10 protein-coding genes are annotated in these 13,414 nt (G+C 68.1%); 4 read left to right on the top strand and 6 right to left on the bottom strand.

Annotation, left to right across the window (positions count from 1 at the left end):
• Positions 1 to 453 precede the first annotated feature (453 nt).
• The 5 genes from secF to queA all read right to left on the bottom strand — a co-directional run bounded on the left by secF (position 454) and on the right by queA (position 6,125).
• Positions 454 to 1,431, bottom strand: coding sequence for a protein translocase subunit SecF (gene secF / locus AC1DGC_RS10560; protein WP_259208341.1), 978 nt, complete (start codon positions 1,429 to 1,431; stop codon positions 454 to 456).
• Positions 1,432 to 1,447: 16 nt separating this feature from the next.
• Entirely contained in the window at positions 1,448 to 3,301 is a 1,854-nt protein-coding gene (gene secD, locus AC1DGC_RS10555; RefSeq protein ID WP_259208340.1) for a protein translocase subunit SecD, read from the bottom strand.
• Between the two features lie 61 nt (positions 3,302 to 3,362).
• Entirely contained in the window at positions 3,363 to 3,707 is a 345-nt protein-coding gene (gene yajC / locus AC1DGC_RS10550; RefSeq protein ID WP_259208337.1) for a preprotein translocase subunit YajC, read from the bottom strand.
• Positions 3,708 to 3,859: 152 nt separating this feature from the next.
• Positions 3,860 to 4,990: a tRNA guanosine(34) transglycosylase Tgt gene (tgt, locus tag AC1DGC_RS10545; protein ID WP_478047796.1), complete on the bottom strand. Its 1,131-nt coding sequence runs from the start codon at positions 4,988 to 4,990 to the stop codon at positions 3,860 to 3,862.
• Positions 4,991 to 5,060: 70 nt separating this feature from the next.
• The gene (gene queA / locus AC1DGC_RS10540; protein ID WP_478047795.1) at positions 5,061 to 6,125 is read right to left on the bottom strand and encodes a tRNA preQ1(34) S-adenosylmethionine ribosyltransferase-isomerase QueA; all 1,065 of its coding nucleotides are present in this window, start codon (positions 6,123 to 6,125) and stop codon (positions 5,061 to 5,063) included.
• Positions 6,126 to 6,337: 212 nt separating this feature from the next.
• Here queA and AC1DGC_RS10535 point away from each other — a divergent pair, with 212 nt between their 5' ends.
• Positions 6,338 to 7,834: an aminotransferase class III-fold pyridoxal phosphate-dependent enzyme gene (locus AC1DGC_RS10535; protein WP_478047794.1), complete on the top strand. Its 1,497-nt coding sequence runs from the start codon at positions 6,338 to 6,340 to the stop codon at positions 7,832 to 7,834.
• 366 nt (positions 7,835 to 8,200) lie between these two features.
• Positions 8,201 to 8,794, top strand: a complete 594-nt coding sequence (locus AC1DGC_RS10530; RefSeq protein WP_394164468.1) for an LOG family protein — start codon at positions 8,201 to 8,203, stop codon at positions 8,792 to 8,794.
• Between the two features lie 43 nt (positions 8,795 to 8,837).
• Here AC1DGC_RS10530 and AC1DGC_RS10525 read toward each other — a convergent pair whose 3' ends face one another.
• Entirely contained in the window at positions 8,838 to 11,717 is a 2,880-nt protein-coding gene (locus AC1DGC_RS10525) for a bifunctional diguanylate cyclase/phosphodiesterase (RefSeq protein WP_259208325.1), read from the bottom strand.
• A gap of 202 nt (positions 11,718 to 11,919) precedes the next feature.
• On the opposite strand from AC1DGC_RS10525, the gene AC1DGC_RS10520 reads away from it, so the two are divergent.
• Together AC1DGC_RS10520 and AC1DGC_RS10515 are read left to right on the top strand one after the other, a co-directional pair.
• The gene (locus tag AC1DGC_RS10520) at positions 11,920 to 12,474 is read left to right on the top strand and encodes an RNA polymerase sigma factor (RefSeq protein ID WP_259208618.1); all 555 of its coding nucleotides are present in this window, start codon (positions 11,920 to 11,922) and stop codon (positions 12,472 to 12,474) included.
• On the top strand, positions 12,471 to 13,409 hold the full coding sequence (locus AC1DGC_RS10515; RefSeq protein ID WP_478047793.1) for a hypothetical protein: 939 nt from the start codon (positions 12,471 to 12,473) through the stop codon (positions 13,407 to 13,409). The genes AC1DGC_RS10520 and AC1DGC_RS10515 overlap by 4 nt, the downstream gene beginning before the upstream one ends.
• Positions 13,410 to 13,414 lie beyond the last annotated feature (5 nt).

Here is a 13,414-nt window from a genome sequence, read left to right as displayed (position 1 = left end):
GGGYAGCCCCGTGCAGGACCGTCATGCGCCATGGATGGCGCATGTCGAGCCCCCATGGACGGGTTTACGGCGTGTCCTGCGCGGGGCTGCCCGCCATCCTCCCTCACCCTCAACAAGGACGCCGCCGTTGGCATTCCAGCCTTTCGCCTTTGACCATGCCCGTGCGTCGCAAAAAGTGCCCGCCGGCTCTACCGTCCAGTTCGCGCCGAACCCTCCGGAGGATGGCGGGTAGCCCCGTGCAGGACCGTCATGCGCCATGGATGGCGCATGTCGAGCCCCCATGGACGGGTTCACGGCGTGTCCTGCGCGGGGCTGCCCGCCATCCTCCCTCCCGCGCAACAAGGACGCCGGCGTTGGCATTCCAGCCGCTCGCCTTTGACCATGCCCGTGCCGCGCAAAAAGAGAAAAGCCGCGCAGAGCGCGGCTTTTCAGGTCCATCAGCCAACCGATGCCTTACGGACGACGCTCCAGCGCCTCGATGTCCTTCGCCTTCGGCAGCAGGTCCTGCTTGGTCACGCGCAGCGCACCGATGGTCAGCATCGGCACGGCCACCAGGATCGAGGACAGCACCACGATCACCGCGCCCACCATGTGCGTCTCGGCCAGGCCTTCCATCGACGTACCGCCGTACAGGTACAGCGCCAGGGCCGACAGGAAGAACATCACCGCCGTGATCACCGTACGCGACAGCGTCTGGTTGATCGACCGGTTCAACACCTCCAGCGGCTCCACACGCAGACTGCGGAAGTTCTCGCGCACGCGGTCGAACACCACGATGATGTCGTTGATGGCAAAGCCCATCACCGACAACAGGCCCGCCAGAACCGTCAGGTCGAACTCGCGACCGATCGCCGAAATGTAGGCCACCGTCACCAGCAGATCGAACAGCGCCACGATGCTGGCCGTGATCGCGAACTTCCATTCGAAACGGAACGCGATGTAGATCAGGAAGCCCACCAGCATGAACAGCGTGGCGTACAGGCCGTTCATCGCCAGGTCCTTGCCGACCTGCGGGCCCACGAACTCGTTGCGCTGGATCGTGGCCTTGTTGTCGTCCAGCGAAATGGCCTTCACCACCGCAGCGGCGGTGCGCTGGTCACTGGCCGAATTGCCGGTGCCAGGCGCGTGCTCACCCTGCGGTGCCAGGCGGATCAGCAGATCGGTGTTGCCACCGAAACTCTGCACCTGGGCACCCTCGAAACCATTGGCCTCGAGCTTGGCGCGGACATCTTCAACGTCCACCTGGCGCTCGAAGCGGGCTTCGATCAAGGTGCCGCCGGTGAAGTCCAGCGCGTAGTTGAAGCCCTTGGTGGCGATCAGCGCGATCGAACCGATGAACAGCAACAGGGTGACCACCATGGCGGCATGACGCCAACGCATGAAGTCGATCTTGGTGTCGTTCGGGAGGATATGCAGCGGAAACAGTTTCATTGTGCGTGTCGTCCCGTCAGATGGCCACGTTCTGGAGCTTCTTGCGACGGCCGTAAATCAGCGTCGCCAGGGCGCGCGATACGGTGATCGCCGTGAACATCGAAGCGAAGATACCGATGATCATGGTCAGCGCGAAGCCCTTCAGCGGACCGGTGCCGAATGCATACAGCGCCACACCGACAATCAGGCCGGTCAGGTTGGCGTCGAGGATGGTGCCGCTGGCGCGGTCATAACCGGTCACGATCGCGGTCTTGCCCGGCATGCCCGCACGCAGCTCCTCGCGGATACGCTCGTTGATCAGCACGTTGGCATCCACCGACAGACCCACCGACAACGCCAGGCCGGCGAAGCCAGGCAGGGTCATGGTGGCGCCGAACATCGACATCACCGCCACCACGATCAGCAGGTTGAACAGCATCGCCAGCGAGGTGATCACGCCGAACATGCGGTAGTAGATGCTGAAGAACACCAGCGTGAACAGGAACGCGTAGACCACCGCGGTGATACCGTTCTTGACGTTCTCCGCACCCAGGCTCGGGCCGACCACGCGCTCTTCCACGAAGTCCATCGGCGCGGCCAGCGAGCCCGACTTCAGCAGCTTGGCCAGGTCTTCGGCTTCCTTCTTCTCCAGGCCGGTGGTCTGGAAGTTCTTGCCGAACACGCCATTGATGTTGGCCACCGAGATCACTTCTTCCTTGACCCGGAAGCTGCGCACTTCCTTGCCATCGACCATGTTCACGGTCGGGATGCGCTCGGTGTAGACCACCGCCATCGGCTTGTTCACGTTGGCGCTGGTGAAGTCGAACATGCGCTGGCCGCCGACGTTGTTCAGCGTCACGCTGACCGCCGCCGCACCGTTCTGGTCGGTGGTGGCCTGCGCGGCGACCATCTGGTCACCGGTCACGATCACGCGCTTGTTGAGCAGCACCGGGCCACCGCTGTCGCGGCGCTGGTAGACCTTGGCCTCCGGCGGGATGCGGCCGCTGGCGACCGCATCCTGCGCGTTGCCTTCCACCACGGCGCGGTATTCCAGCGTCGCGGTGGCACCGATCATGCGCTTGGCTTCAGCCGTGTCCTGCACGCCCGGCAGCTGCACGACCACGCGGTCGGCACCCTGGCGCTGGATGATCGGCTCGGCCACGCCCAGCTGGTTCACGCGGTTGCGCAGGGTGTTGATGTTCTGCTCGATCGCGCCATTGGCGATCTGGTTCAACTCGGCCTCGGGCACCTTGACCGCGATGCGGTTGTCGGTGACCTCATAGCCCAGCGTCGGCTGCGCCTTGGCCATCACCTCGCGCGCACGGGTCACCGCATCGGCGCCGGCGGACGGGCTGATGGTCGCCACGATGCTGTTGTCCGTGCGACGCTCCACCGACTGGTACGCGATGCGGGCATCGCGCAGGCTGGTGCGCACGTCTTCGGCGTAGGCGTCCAGGCGCTTGTCCAGCGCGGCCTTCTGGTCGACCTGCAGGACGAAGTGCACACCGCCCTGCAGATCCAGGCCGAGCACCATCGGGCGGCCGCCCAGCTTGGCCAGCCACTCCGGCACGGTCGACGCCAGGTTCAGCGCCACCACGTAGTTTTCGCCGACCGTGTCGCGCAGCGTATCGCTGGCGGCGGCCTGCGCCTTCAGGTCGGCCAGGCGGACGATCAGGCTGTCGCCTTCCTTCTCCGCGCCGATCGTGGTGATGTTGGCCTTCTTCAGCTCGGCCAGCACGCGATCGCGCAGGGCGTCATCGATCTGCCCGCCACGGTTGGCGGTGATCTGGACGGCCGGGTCCTTCTGGTAAATGTTGGGCAGCGCGTACAGGGTGCTGAGCGCCAGCACGATCAGGATGACGAAGTACTTCCAGCGTGGAAATTCGAGCATTGCTTGGGTCCCGCGCGGCGCCCGTCCCGGCGCCGCGGTTGTGCTTCGGAAAAGGAGTGGCTCAGTTGGCCGACTTCAGCGTGCCGGTCGGCAGCACGTTGCCCACGGCGCCCTTCTGCACGCGGATCTGCACGTTGTCGGCCACTTCGATGGTGATGAAGTTGTCGCCGATGTTGGTGACCACGCCGGCGATGCCGCCGTTGGTCAGCACTTCGTCGCCCCGCTTGATCTTCTCCAGCATGGCCTTGTGTTCCTTCTGGCGCTTCATCTGCGGGCGGATCATCAGGAAGTACATGATCGCGATCAGGATGATCGGGAACAGCAGCGTGGTCAGACCCATGCCCTGCGGCTGGCCACCAGCGGCTTGGGCGTGGGCGGCGGGAATCAGGAAAGCGAGCAGGTTCATCTTGTGTCCTTGGGTTGGGAGGCGCCCCGCCCAGGTGGGCCGGGGAGTCGCCGCGAAACGGTGGTCAGCCACGAAGTATGCCATGGCCCCGGGAGTTCGTCCTTGGGCCGTTTGGCAGGGTCGGCGCGCCGACCCGGAGCAGGCGGCAGGCCTTACAGGGCCGGCGTGGCCATGCCACGGGCCGCGTAGAAGGACTCGCGGAAGGCGGCAAAGGTTCCCGCCGCGATGGCCGCGCGCATGTCCGCCATCAACTTTTCGTAGTAATACAGGTTGTGGATGGTGCCCAGCATCGGTGCCAGCATTTCGTTGCAGCGGTCCAGGTGGCGCAGGTAGGACCGGGTGTAGCCACTGGTGCAGGCGTGGCAGCCGCAGCCCGGCTCGATGGTGTCCATGTCGCGCTCGTAGCGGGCGTTGCGGATGCGTACGGTGCCGAACGAGGTGAAATAGTGGCCGTTGCGGGCGTTGCGGGTGGGCATCACGCAATCGAACATGTCCACGCCACGGGCAACGCCTTCGACCAGGTCCTCCGGCCGGCCCACGCCCATCAAGTAGCGCGGGCGGTCGGCCGGCAGGATCGGGTGCATGTGGTCGAGCATGGCGTTGCGCTCGTGTTCCGGCTCACCCACGGCCAGCCCGCCGATGGCGTAGCCGTCGAACCCGATCTGCTGCAGGCCCTCGGCGGAGCGGCTGCGCAGATCGTGGTGGACCCCGCCCTGGACGATCCCGAACAGCGCCGCGTCGTTGCCCAGCGCGTCATGCGCGTTGCGGCTGCGCTGGGCCCAGCGCAGGCTGAGCTCCATCGAAGTGCGCGCCACCGGCTCGGTGGCCGGGTACGGGGTGCACTCGTCGAAGATCATCACGACGTCCGAATCGAGCACCTTCTGGATGCGCATGCTCTCCTCCGGCCCCAGGAACACGCGGGCACCGTCGGTCGGCGAGGCGAAGGTGACGCCCTGCTCGGTGATCTTGCGCCGATGGGCCAGCGAGAACACCTGGAAACCGCCGGAATCGGTCAGGATCGGCCCGTCCCAGCGCGCGAAGCCATGCAGGCCGCCGTGGTCGGCGATCACGTCCAGGCCCGGGCGCAGATACAGGTGGAAGGTATTGCCCAGGATGATTTCCGCACCCAGCGCCCGGATCTGCTCGGGCAGGATGCCCTTGACCGACCCGTAGGTGCCCACCGGCATGAACGCCGGGGTTTCCACGGTCCCGCGCGGGAACGTCAAGCGGCCGCGGCGGGCGCGGCCGTCGGTGGTCTGGAGCTGGAACTGGAGTCGGGACATGGAGCAGGATTCGGGCAAATAATTGCCGATTATCGCCGAAAATCCGCCCGCCTGCCCTGCCGGCGGCCCTTTACCCCTGCGGGAACAGCAGCATCGCATCCCCGTAGCTGAAGAACCGGTACTTCTCCGCGATCGCGGCCCGGTAGGCCTCGAACACCCGCTCCTGCCCGGCGAAGGCCGAAATCATCATCAGCAGGGTGCTTTCCGGCAGGTGGAAGTTGGTCACCATCGCGTCCACGCTGCGGATGCGGTAGCCGGGGGTGATGAAGATCTGGGTCTCCCCGGCATACGGCAGCAGTTCGCCGTCGCGCATCGCGCTCTCCAGCGCGCGCACCACCGTGGTCCCCACCCCGATCACCCGGTCGCCGGCCGCGCGCGTGCGGCGCACCTGCTGGACCAGTTCGGCGCCCACGTTGAGCCACTCGCGGTGCATCACATGGTCGGTCAGGTCATCCACCCGGACCGGCTGGAAGGTGCCCGCGCCCACGTGCAGGGTGACATGGCCGACCTCGACGCCCCTGGCCGACAGCGCCGCCAGCAGCGCCTCGTCGAAATGCAGGCCGGCCGTAGGCGCGGCCACCGCGCCCACTTCACGAGCGAACACGGTCTGGTAGCGCTCGCGGTCGTCCAGCCCTGGCTCGCGCTGGATGTACGGCGGCAGCGGCAGTCGGCCGGCATGCAGCAGCCATTGCTCCAGCGCCTCGGGCACGTGGAACTGCAGCACGTAGAACTCCCCGTCGCGCCCCAGCACTTCGGCCTCGCCACCGGCATCCAGGGCGATCCGGCTGCCCGGCTTGGGCGACTTGCTCGCCCCCACCTGGGCCCGCGCCTGCTGCGCGCCCAGCAGGCGCTCGATCAGGATCTCGACCCGGCCACCACTGGCCTTCTGCCCGAACAGGCGCGCCGGAATCACCCGGGTGTCGTTGAACACCAGCAGGTCGCCAGGGTTGAGCAGGTCCGGCAGGTCGCGCACGTGGCGATGCTCGAACGCGGCCGGGGCCTGCGGGACCAGCATCAGGCGGCTGGCCGAGCGCTCGGCCAGGGGCGCCTGCGCGATCAGCTCAGGCGGCAGTTCATAGTTGAAATCGGACTTCTTCAAGGGAGCGCACGGCAACGTGTAGGCAATGTCGGCCATTGTACGACTGGCCCTCGGTGGCAATGCGCGATCGGGCGAACGTCGCGCAAAATGCTGCTATGCAACAGTTTTCTGCGGGGTTATCGCGCGAAAAACCGCGTGCTAGCATCGAGATGGAAGTCAGATGCACGAGCAGGAATACCCCGAGCGCGCGCGAATAGACGCGCGTTTTGCATTTCCGCCGTGCCGCCAATCGTTTCAGGAGATCTGCAATGAGCTTCATCGAACGTCTTGCCCCCCTTCGCGCCCAGCCCGGCACCCGTCTCACCGCCGGCCTGGATGACGCCAGCCTCGAGCGCCTCGCCGCGGGCCATCCGCAGCTGGTGGCGGCCATCGACGCCGCCGCGGCCGAATTCGAGCGCGTGCGCGCCGACCTGGGCGATCTGCTGGCGCTGGACGAGCGCGCCCAGATCGACGCGATGCAGGATGGCTTCGTCAATTTCTACGCCGACGATGCCGTCACCCCCTACGTTGCCCTCGCCGCGCGTGGCGCCTGGGTGGTCACCCTGAAGGGCGCGGTGCTGTACGACGCAGGCGGCTACGGCATGCTCGGCTTCGGGCATACCCCCGAGGCGGTGCTGTCCGCCATGGCCGCCCCGCAGGTGATGGCCAACGTGATGACCCCCAGTCTTTCGCAGCAGCGCTTCATCCAGGCCCTGCGCAAGGAGATCGGCCACCGCCTCGGCGGCTGCCCGTTCGCCCGCTTCATGTGCCTCAATTCCGGCTCCGAAGCGGTCGGCCTGGCCGCGCGCATCGCCGACGTCAACGCCAAGCTGCAGACCGATCCGGGCGCCCGCCATGCGGGGGCGAAGATCAAGCGCGTGGTGATCAAGGGCAGCTTCCACGGCCGTACCGACCGCCCGGGCCTGTACTCCGATTCCAGCCGCAAGACCTACGTGCAGCACCTGGCCAGCTACCGCGGGGAAGACAGCGTGATCGCGCTGGCGCCGTATGACGAGGAGGCGCTCAAGCGGGTGTTCGCCGAGGCCGAGCAGAACCAGTGGTTCATCGAGGCCGTGTTCCTGGAGCCGGTCATGGGCGAAGGCGACCCGGGCCGTTCGGTGCCGCCGGCGTTCTATGCCCTGGCCCGCGACCTGACCCGCCAGCACGGCAGCCTGCTGCTGATCGACTCGATCCAGGCCGGCCTGCGCGCCCACGGCGTGCTGTCCATCGTCGACTATCCCGGCTTCGAGGGCCTGGACGCGCCGGACATGGAGACCTATTCCAAGGCACTCAATGCCGCGCAGTTCCCGCTGTCGGTGCTGGCCGTCACCGAGCATGCCGCGCAGCTGTACCGCAAGGGCATCTACGGCAACACGATGACCTCCAACCCGCGCGCCCTGGACGTGGCCTGCGCCACGTTGTCGCTGCTGACGCCGCAGGTACGCGAGAACATCCGCGTGCGCGGGGCCGAGGCCGTGCGCAAGCTGGAGCAGCTCAAGGGCGAGCTGGGCGGGCTGATCACCAAGGTGCAGGGCACCGGCCTGCTGTTCTCCTGTGAACTGGCCCCGCAGTTCAAGTGCTACGGCACCGGATCCACCGAAGAGTGGCTGCGCAACCACGGCATCAACGTCATCCACGGCGGCGAGAACTCGCTGCGCTTCACCCCGCATTTCGGCATGGACAGCGACGAGCTGGACCTGCTGGTCGGGCTGGTCGGCCGGGCACTCAAGGAAGGCCCGCGCCGGCAACAGTCGCAGGCAGCCTGACCCCAACGGTCGCCCGCCCTCCGCCTGTAGAGCCGACCGTTGGTCGGCTGCCGTCACCCCGTAACGCCGACCGTTGGTCGGCTGCCATCACGCCGACCGTCGGCCGGCTGCCATCACCCCGTAACGCCGACCGTCGGCCGGCTGCCATCACCCCGTAACGCCGACCGTCGGCCGGCTGCCATCACCCCGTAACGCCGACCGCTGGTCGGCTGCCGTCTCCGATCGCCGATTGGCCTCCACGCCCGTAACGCGCGATAATCACCGCCCGCATCCGCGGAACGACACCCCGTCACGAGACCGGAACACTGGTCATCGGCGGGGCTTTTTCGTTTCCGCCGCGTCAGTTTCTGAACACAGGAAGATCCAATGAAGTCGATTTGCGTTTACTGTGGTTCCAACCCCGGCAGCAAGCCGGTCTACACCGAGCGCGCCATCGCCCTCGGCGATCGCATCGCCCGCGACGGCCTGCGCCTGGTCTATGGCGGCGGCAATGTCGGCCTGATGGGCACCGTGGCCAACGCCGTGCTGGAAGGCGGCGGCAAGGTCACCGGCGTCATCCCCCAGCAGCTGGCCGATTGGGAAGTGGCGCACCGTGGCCTGACCGAGCTGGAAATCGTCGGCTCGATGCATGAGCGCAAGTCGCGCATGTTCGACCTCTCCGACGCCTTCGTGGCCCTCCCCGGCGGCTTCGGCACCATGGAAGAGATCTTCGAGATGCTCACCTGGCGCCAGCTTGGGATCGGCAACAAGCCGTGCGCCTTCCTGGACGTGGACGGCTTCTATGCCCCGCTGATCGGCATGATCGACCGCATGGTGGAAGAGCGTTTCCTGCACCCGGAACAGCGCGCCGACCTCTGGTACGGCTCGGACATCGACGCCATGCTGGACTGGATGCGCGCCTACCAGCCGGCCCAGGCCTCCAAGTGGATCGACGAAAAGCGCCAGGCCGCGTTGCGCTGATCCCCGGATGCGTTGACGAGGAGGTGCCGGCCAACGGCCGGCACTACTTCGCCGCGAACGTCTCCATCGGCGCCGGCCGCCCCAGCAGGTAGCCCTGCCCGTAGTCGCAGCCCAACTGCAGCAGGGTCCGGCGCTGCGCATCGTTCTCGATGCCCTCGCCCACCGTCTCGATGCCCAGCGTGCGCGCCAGCGACAGCACGCCCTGCACCAGAGCGTAGGTGCTCTGCATGTCCTGCCCGTGCAGGCCGGCAATGAAGCTCTGGTCGATCTTCAAGGTGGAGATCGGGAACCGGTGCAGGTAGGACAGCGCCGAGAAGCCGGTCCCGAAATCATCCAGTTGCACCAGCACCCCGCGCTCGCGCAGCTGCTGCAGGATGCGCAACGTGCGCGGGCCGTCGTCGAGCAACGCCACCTCGGTGATCTCCAGACGCAACCGGCGCGGGTCCGCGCCCGCCGCCTCGATCAGGCCGAACAGGCGCGCACTGAAGTCGGCCGACCGGAAATGCCGCGGCGACACGTTGACCGACAGGTAGCCTTCGCCGCCCTGCGCCAGCTGCCCGATCACGTCCTCGTACAGCAGCCAGTCGACCTGCTCGATCAGCCCGCTCTCTTCCCCCAGGTCGAGGAATGCGCTCGGCAGCAGCAACCCGCGGCGCTCGTGCTGCCAGCGCAGCAGCGCCTCGTAGCCCACCACCGCACCATCGCCCAGGCGCACGATCGGCTGGTAGTACGGCAGGAAGTCGCGGTTGATGATCGCCCGGCGCAGGTCCGCTTCCAGGTCCAGGCTGCGCAGCGCCTCCTCGCGCATGGCCTCGTCGAACACCGCGCAGCGGTCCTTGCCCTGTGCCTTGGCCCGGTACATGGCCGCATCCGCGTCACGCACCAGCTCCTCGCCGTTGCGATAGCGCGGGTTCCACAGGGCGATGCCCAGGCTGCCGGACGGGAACAGCTCCCGGCCCTGCACCCACATCGATTCTTCGAGCGCCACCAGCATCCGCTGCGAGAAATCGCGCGCGGTCTCCAGCCCGTGTTCGCACTGCAGCAGGATCGCGAATTCGTCGCCGCCCAGCCGCGCCACCACGTCGCCACTGCCGATCATCGACACGATCCGCTTGGCCACCTCGACCAGCATCTGGTCGCCGGCGGCGTGGCCGATGCTGTCGTTGACCAGCTTGAAGCGGTCCAGGTCCAGGAACAGCACCGCAAAGCGCGGGCCGTCGGGCACCCGCGCGCGCGCGATGGCATCTTCCAGCCGATCCAGCAGGTGCAGGCGGTTGGGCAACCCGGTCAACGCATCGTGCATGGCCTGGTGGGTCAGCCGCTGTTCGGCGCGCAGGCGCTCGCCGATCTGCCCGAGCAGCTTGTCGTTGACCTCGGCCAGCTCGCGGGTGCGTTCCTCCACGCGCTTCTCCAGCTCGGCGTGCGCGTTGCGCAGGCGTTCCTGGTCGCGCTGGCGGGCCAGGCCATTGCCGATGTTCTGCGCAACGAAGGTCAGCAGACGCTGGTCGTGCGCGGTGAAACTCACCTCCGGCGAATAGCTCTGCACCACGATCACTCCCACCACGTCATCGTCGCTGAGCAGCGGCACGCCCAGCCAGCAATGCGAGCGCGCGCCGAACTCGCGGACCCGGCCGGAGGCGCGCAGTGCGTCGATGTGTTCGCGCGAGGCCAGCAACGGCTGGCGGTTGCGCACGATGAACTCGGTGAGCCCCTTGCTGAAAGGACGCGGTGCGCGCGAGGCGTTGTACTCGTCCACCGAATAGACGAAATCCAGCCCGTCGCCGCCCTCGTTGACCAGCGCGATGTAGAAATTGCGCGCATCCAGCAGCGTGCCGACCACGCCGTGCACCTGCACGTAGAACTGGGCCAGGCTTTCGGCGCTCATCGCCATCTCGGCGATGTTGAACAGCGCCAGCTGCAGCTTCTCCGCGCGCCGGCGTTCCACCACTTCGTCCTGCAGGCTGCGGTTGGCGCGCTGCAGTTCCAGCGTGCGCCGCTCCACCTGGCGCTCCAGTTGCACCTGTGCCTGGCGCCGGTCCATCGCGGTCAGGATGTGCTGGGCCACGTAGCCCAGCAGGGTGCGATCGGCCTCGTTGTAGCGCACGCGCTGCTCGTAGCTCTGCACCACGATGGCGCCGCATACGCGGCCCTCGCGCAGCATCGGCACGCCCATCCAGTCCAGGCTCTCCGGGCCACGGCTGGGGTCGTACTCATCGTTCATCGCCGCCAGCAGTTCGTTGGACGGCCCACTCAACGGCTGGCCGTGGCGCAGCAGCGCGAAGGTCAGGCTGCGCGGCATCTCGTGTTCTTCGTAGCTGCGGTCCGGGTCGGCCTCGAAGGTGTCGCGCTGGTCGGCGAAGTACAGGAACCGCACCCGCCGGCGGATGTCGTCGTACTCGACGATGTAGCAGTTCTGCGCGTACATCAGCGAGTTCAGCACGCGGTGGAAGTGCCGAAGCATCTCGGTCATCTCCAGGTCCGCGCCGGCCAGGTCGGCGATCTCGTACAGCGCCTGCTGCAGCCGCTTGGAGGTCTCCAGGGAGCGGATCTGCTCGCGCTGCCGCGCCAGCGCCAGGGCATCCTGCAGGGACTGCTGCGCGATCGCCCACCAGCCGTCATCCGGCGCGGCGTCCGCCGTCAGCACCCGCACCGCCAGTTCACTGCCCTGGTCCTGCCAACGACGCAACGAACGGTCGGGACCTGCCACATCGCCCAACAGCGACTCCAGCAACGCGGCCGTGCCCTGGGGCGGCGCCGGATGGGCGCGGCAGCCTTCGCCCAGCCCGGGGTCCACCCACGCCAGCGCCACCTGCGCGTCGCCAGCAAGCAACGCGCACAGCGACTGCGCAAGCGCAGCGGATACCACGGCGTCACGATCAGGATGCCCCACGGACGTCACCATCTGGCTGGACAGCATGTTCATCTCTTCTGGCACCGGAGTCCCGGTACCTCCCCTGCCCTGAGCATAGCGCGCCCACCGGGGGGCAATGGAAGCCCGCAACCCCGTTCAGCGCCACCGTACGTTGAACCCCTCATCTTCGCTGCCATCGCCGGCCATGTCGTCCGTTACCCTCGCGCGCCCGCCCAGCTATGCGGAATCCTGCCCAGCGCTTACTCTGTGCGCCGTGGATGCCGCCGCCCTGCCAACCGATGAGTCGCTGATGCTGGCCTGGGCCGGCGGCGAGCTGCGTGCGTTCGACACCCTGTACGCCCGCCACCGCAGCCGCCTGTACAGCTTCCTGCTGCGCCAGCTGCGCGATGCGGCACTGGCCGACGAGATGTTCCAGGACGTGTGGCAGCGGGTGATCGCCGCCCGCGCCGGCTGGCAGCCCGAGGCCGCCTTCACCACCTGGCTGTTCCGGATTGCCCACAATCGGCTCAACGATCATTGGCGCGCCGCACGCCACCGTCCGCCCGCCCCCGGCGACGCCGAGGAGCGGGTGGCACGTATGAGCGACACGCATACGCCCGAGTCGCAGCTGTCCGAGTTCGAACAGCGCCGCCAGCTGCAATTGGCGATGGAGCAGCTTCCCGATGAACAGCGTGAGGTACTGCAGTTGCGGCTGGAGCAGGAGCTGAGCCTGGAAGAGATCGCCCAGATCACCGGCGTGGGCCGTGAAACGGTCAAATCGCGGCTGCGCTACGCCATGGACAAGCTGCGTGCAGGGGTGTCCGAATGAACCCGTCCGATCCGCTGACCCCCGAAGAACGCGAACTGGCGCGCCTGCTCGGCCGCGCCGCGCCGCACGCGCCCTCGGCGGCACTGGACGAGGCGGTGCTGGCCGCCGCGCGCGCCGCCGTGCAGCCGCAACTGGTCGCCACGGCGGTGGCGGAAGCGCCGGCGACCGCACCGATCGCGCGCCAGCGGCGTCCGCGCTCGCGCCTACCGGCGGCACTCGGGCTGGCCGCCTCGGTGGTGTTTGCCGTGGGCATCGCCTGGCAGCTCAAGCCCGATACATCGCCCCCGCCGCCGTTGGCCGAGGGCGCACCGGCCGCTACGGCGCCGCCGGCTGCCCCTGCCGAGGCAGCCGGCGCCCCGGCAACGGCCGAACGCACGCCGGCCCCGGTGGAGGCGTCCAAGCAGGCGACGGCCCCCGCCGCGGCACCACCAGCGCCGGCGGCGCAGCTGGCCACGGACGCGCCGCGCGCGCAGCGCGAGGCCGCGCCCAGGCTGCCCGCACCGGCGGCTCCGATCGTGACCCCACCTGCCCCACCCGCGCCGCCGGCGCCAGCCGCTGCCCCGCGCCAGGACGACGCGCGCGCGGCGGAGGCGGCGGCACCGGTGCTGGACAGCGTCAGCCCCACCAGCGCGCCAGTGCCGTTCAAGGCCAACCAGGCCCCCGTCGCGCCGATGGCCGCCGAGTCGGCCCGCAGTGCCGCCGGGGTGATGCGTCGCGCGGCGCCCGCCCGGGTCGCCGCCGATGCCCCGGCCAGCGCGGTGGACGCCGCCGTCGATGCCGATGCGCTGCTGCCGCGCAAGCAGTGGCTCACCCGGATCCGCGAACGCCGCGATGCCGGCGACCTGGAGACCGCGCGCGCCAGCCTGGAACGCTACCTGCAGCACTATCCCGAAGCGCGCGTGCCGCGCGACGTGCGCCAGTTGCTGGACAACTGACCCAC

The organism is Stenotrophomonas sp. 05N37 (assembly GCF_056397365.1).
Note: the sequence above shows the minus strand (reverse complement) of the source record. Positions and strands in the feature narration are given on the sequence as shown.

Coding starts and splice junctions, on each gene's coding strand:
- secF (WP_259208341.1), bottom strand. CDS start 1,431: ATGAAACTGTTTCCGCTGCATATCCTCCCGAACGACACCAAGATCGAC.
- secD (WP_259208340.1), bottom strand. CDS start 3,301: ATGCTCGAATTTCCACGCTGGAAGTACTTCGTCATCCTGATCGTGCTG.
- yajC (WP_259208337.1), bottom strand. CDS start 3,707: ATGAACCTGCTCGCTTTCCTGATTCCCGCCGCCCACGCCCAAGCCGCT.
- tgt (WP_478047796.1), bottom strand. CDS start 4,990: ATGTCCCGACTCCAGTTCCAGCTCCAGACCACCGACGGCCGCGCCCGC.
- queA (WP_478047795.1), bottom strand. CDS start 6,125: ATGGCCGACATTGCCTACACGTTGCCGTGCGCTCCCTTGAAGAAGTCC.
- AC1DGC_RS10535 (WP_478047794.1), top strand. CDS start 6,338: ATGAGCTTCATCGAACGTCTTGCCCCCCTTCGCGCCCAGCCCGGCACC.
- AC1DGC_RS10530 (WP_394164468.1), top strand. CDS start 8,201: ATGAAGTCGATTTGCGTTTACTGTGGTTCCAACCCCGGCAGCAAGCCG.
- AC1DGC_RS10525 (WP_259208325.1), bottom strand. CDS start 11,717: ATGAACATGCTGTCCAGCCAGATGGTGACGTCCGTGGGGCATCCTGAT.
- AC1DGC_RS10515 (WP_478047793.1), top strand. CDS start 12,471: ATGAACCCGTCCGATCCGCTGACCCCCGAAGAACGCGAACTGGCGCGC.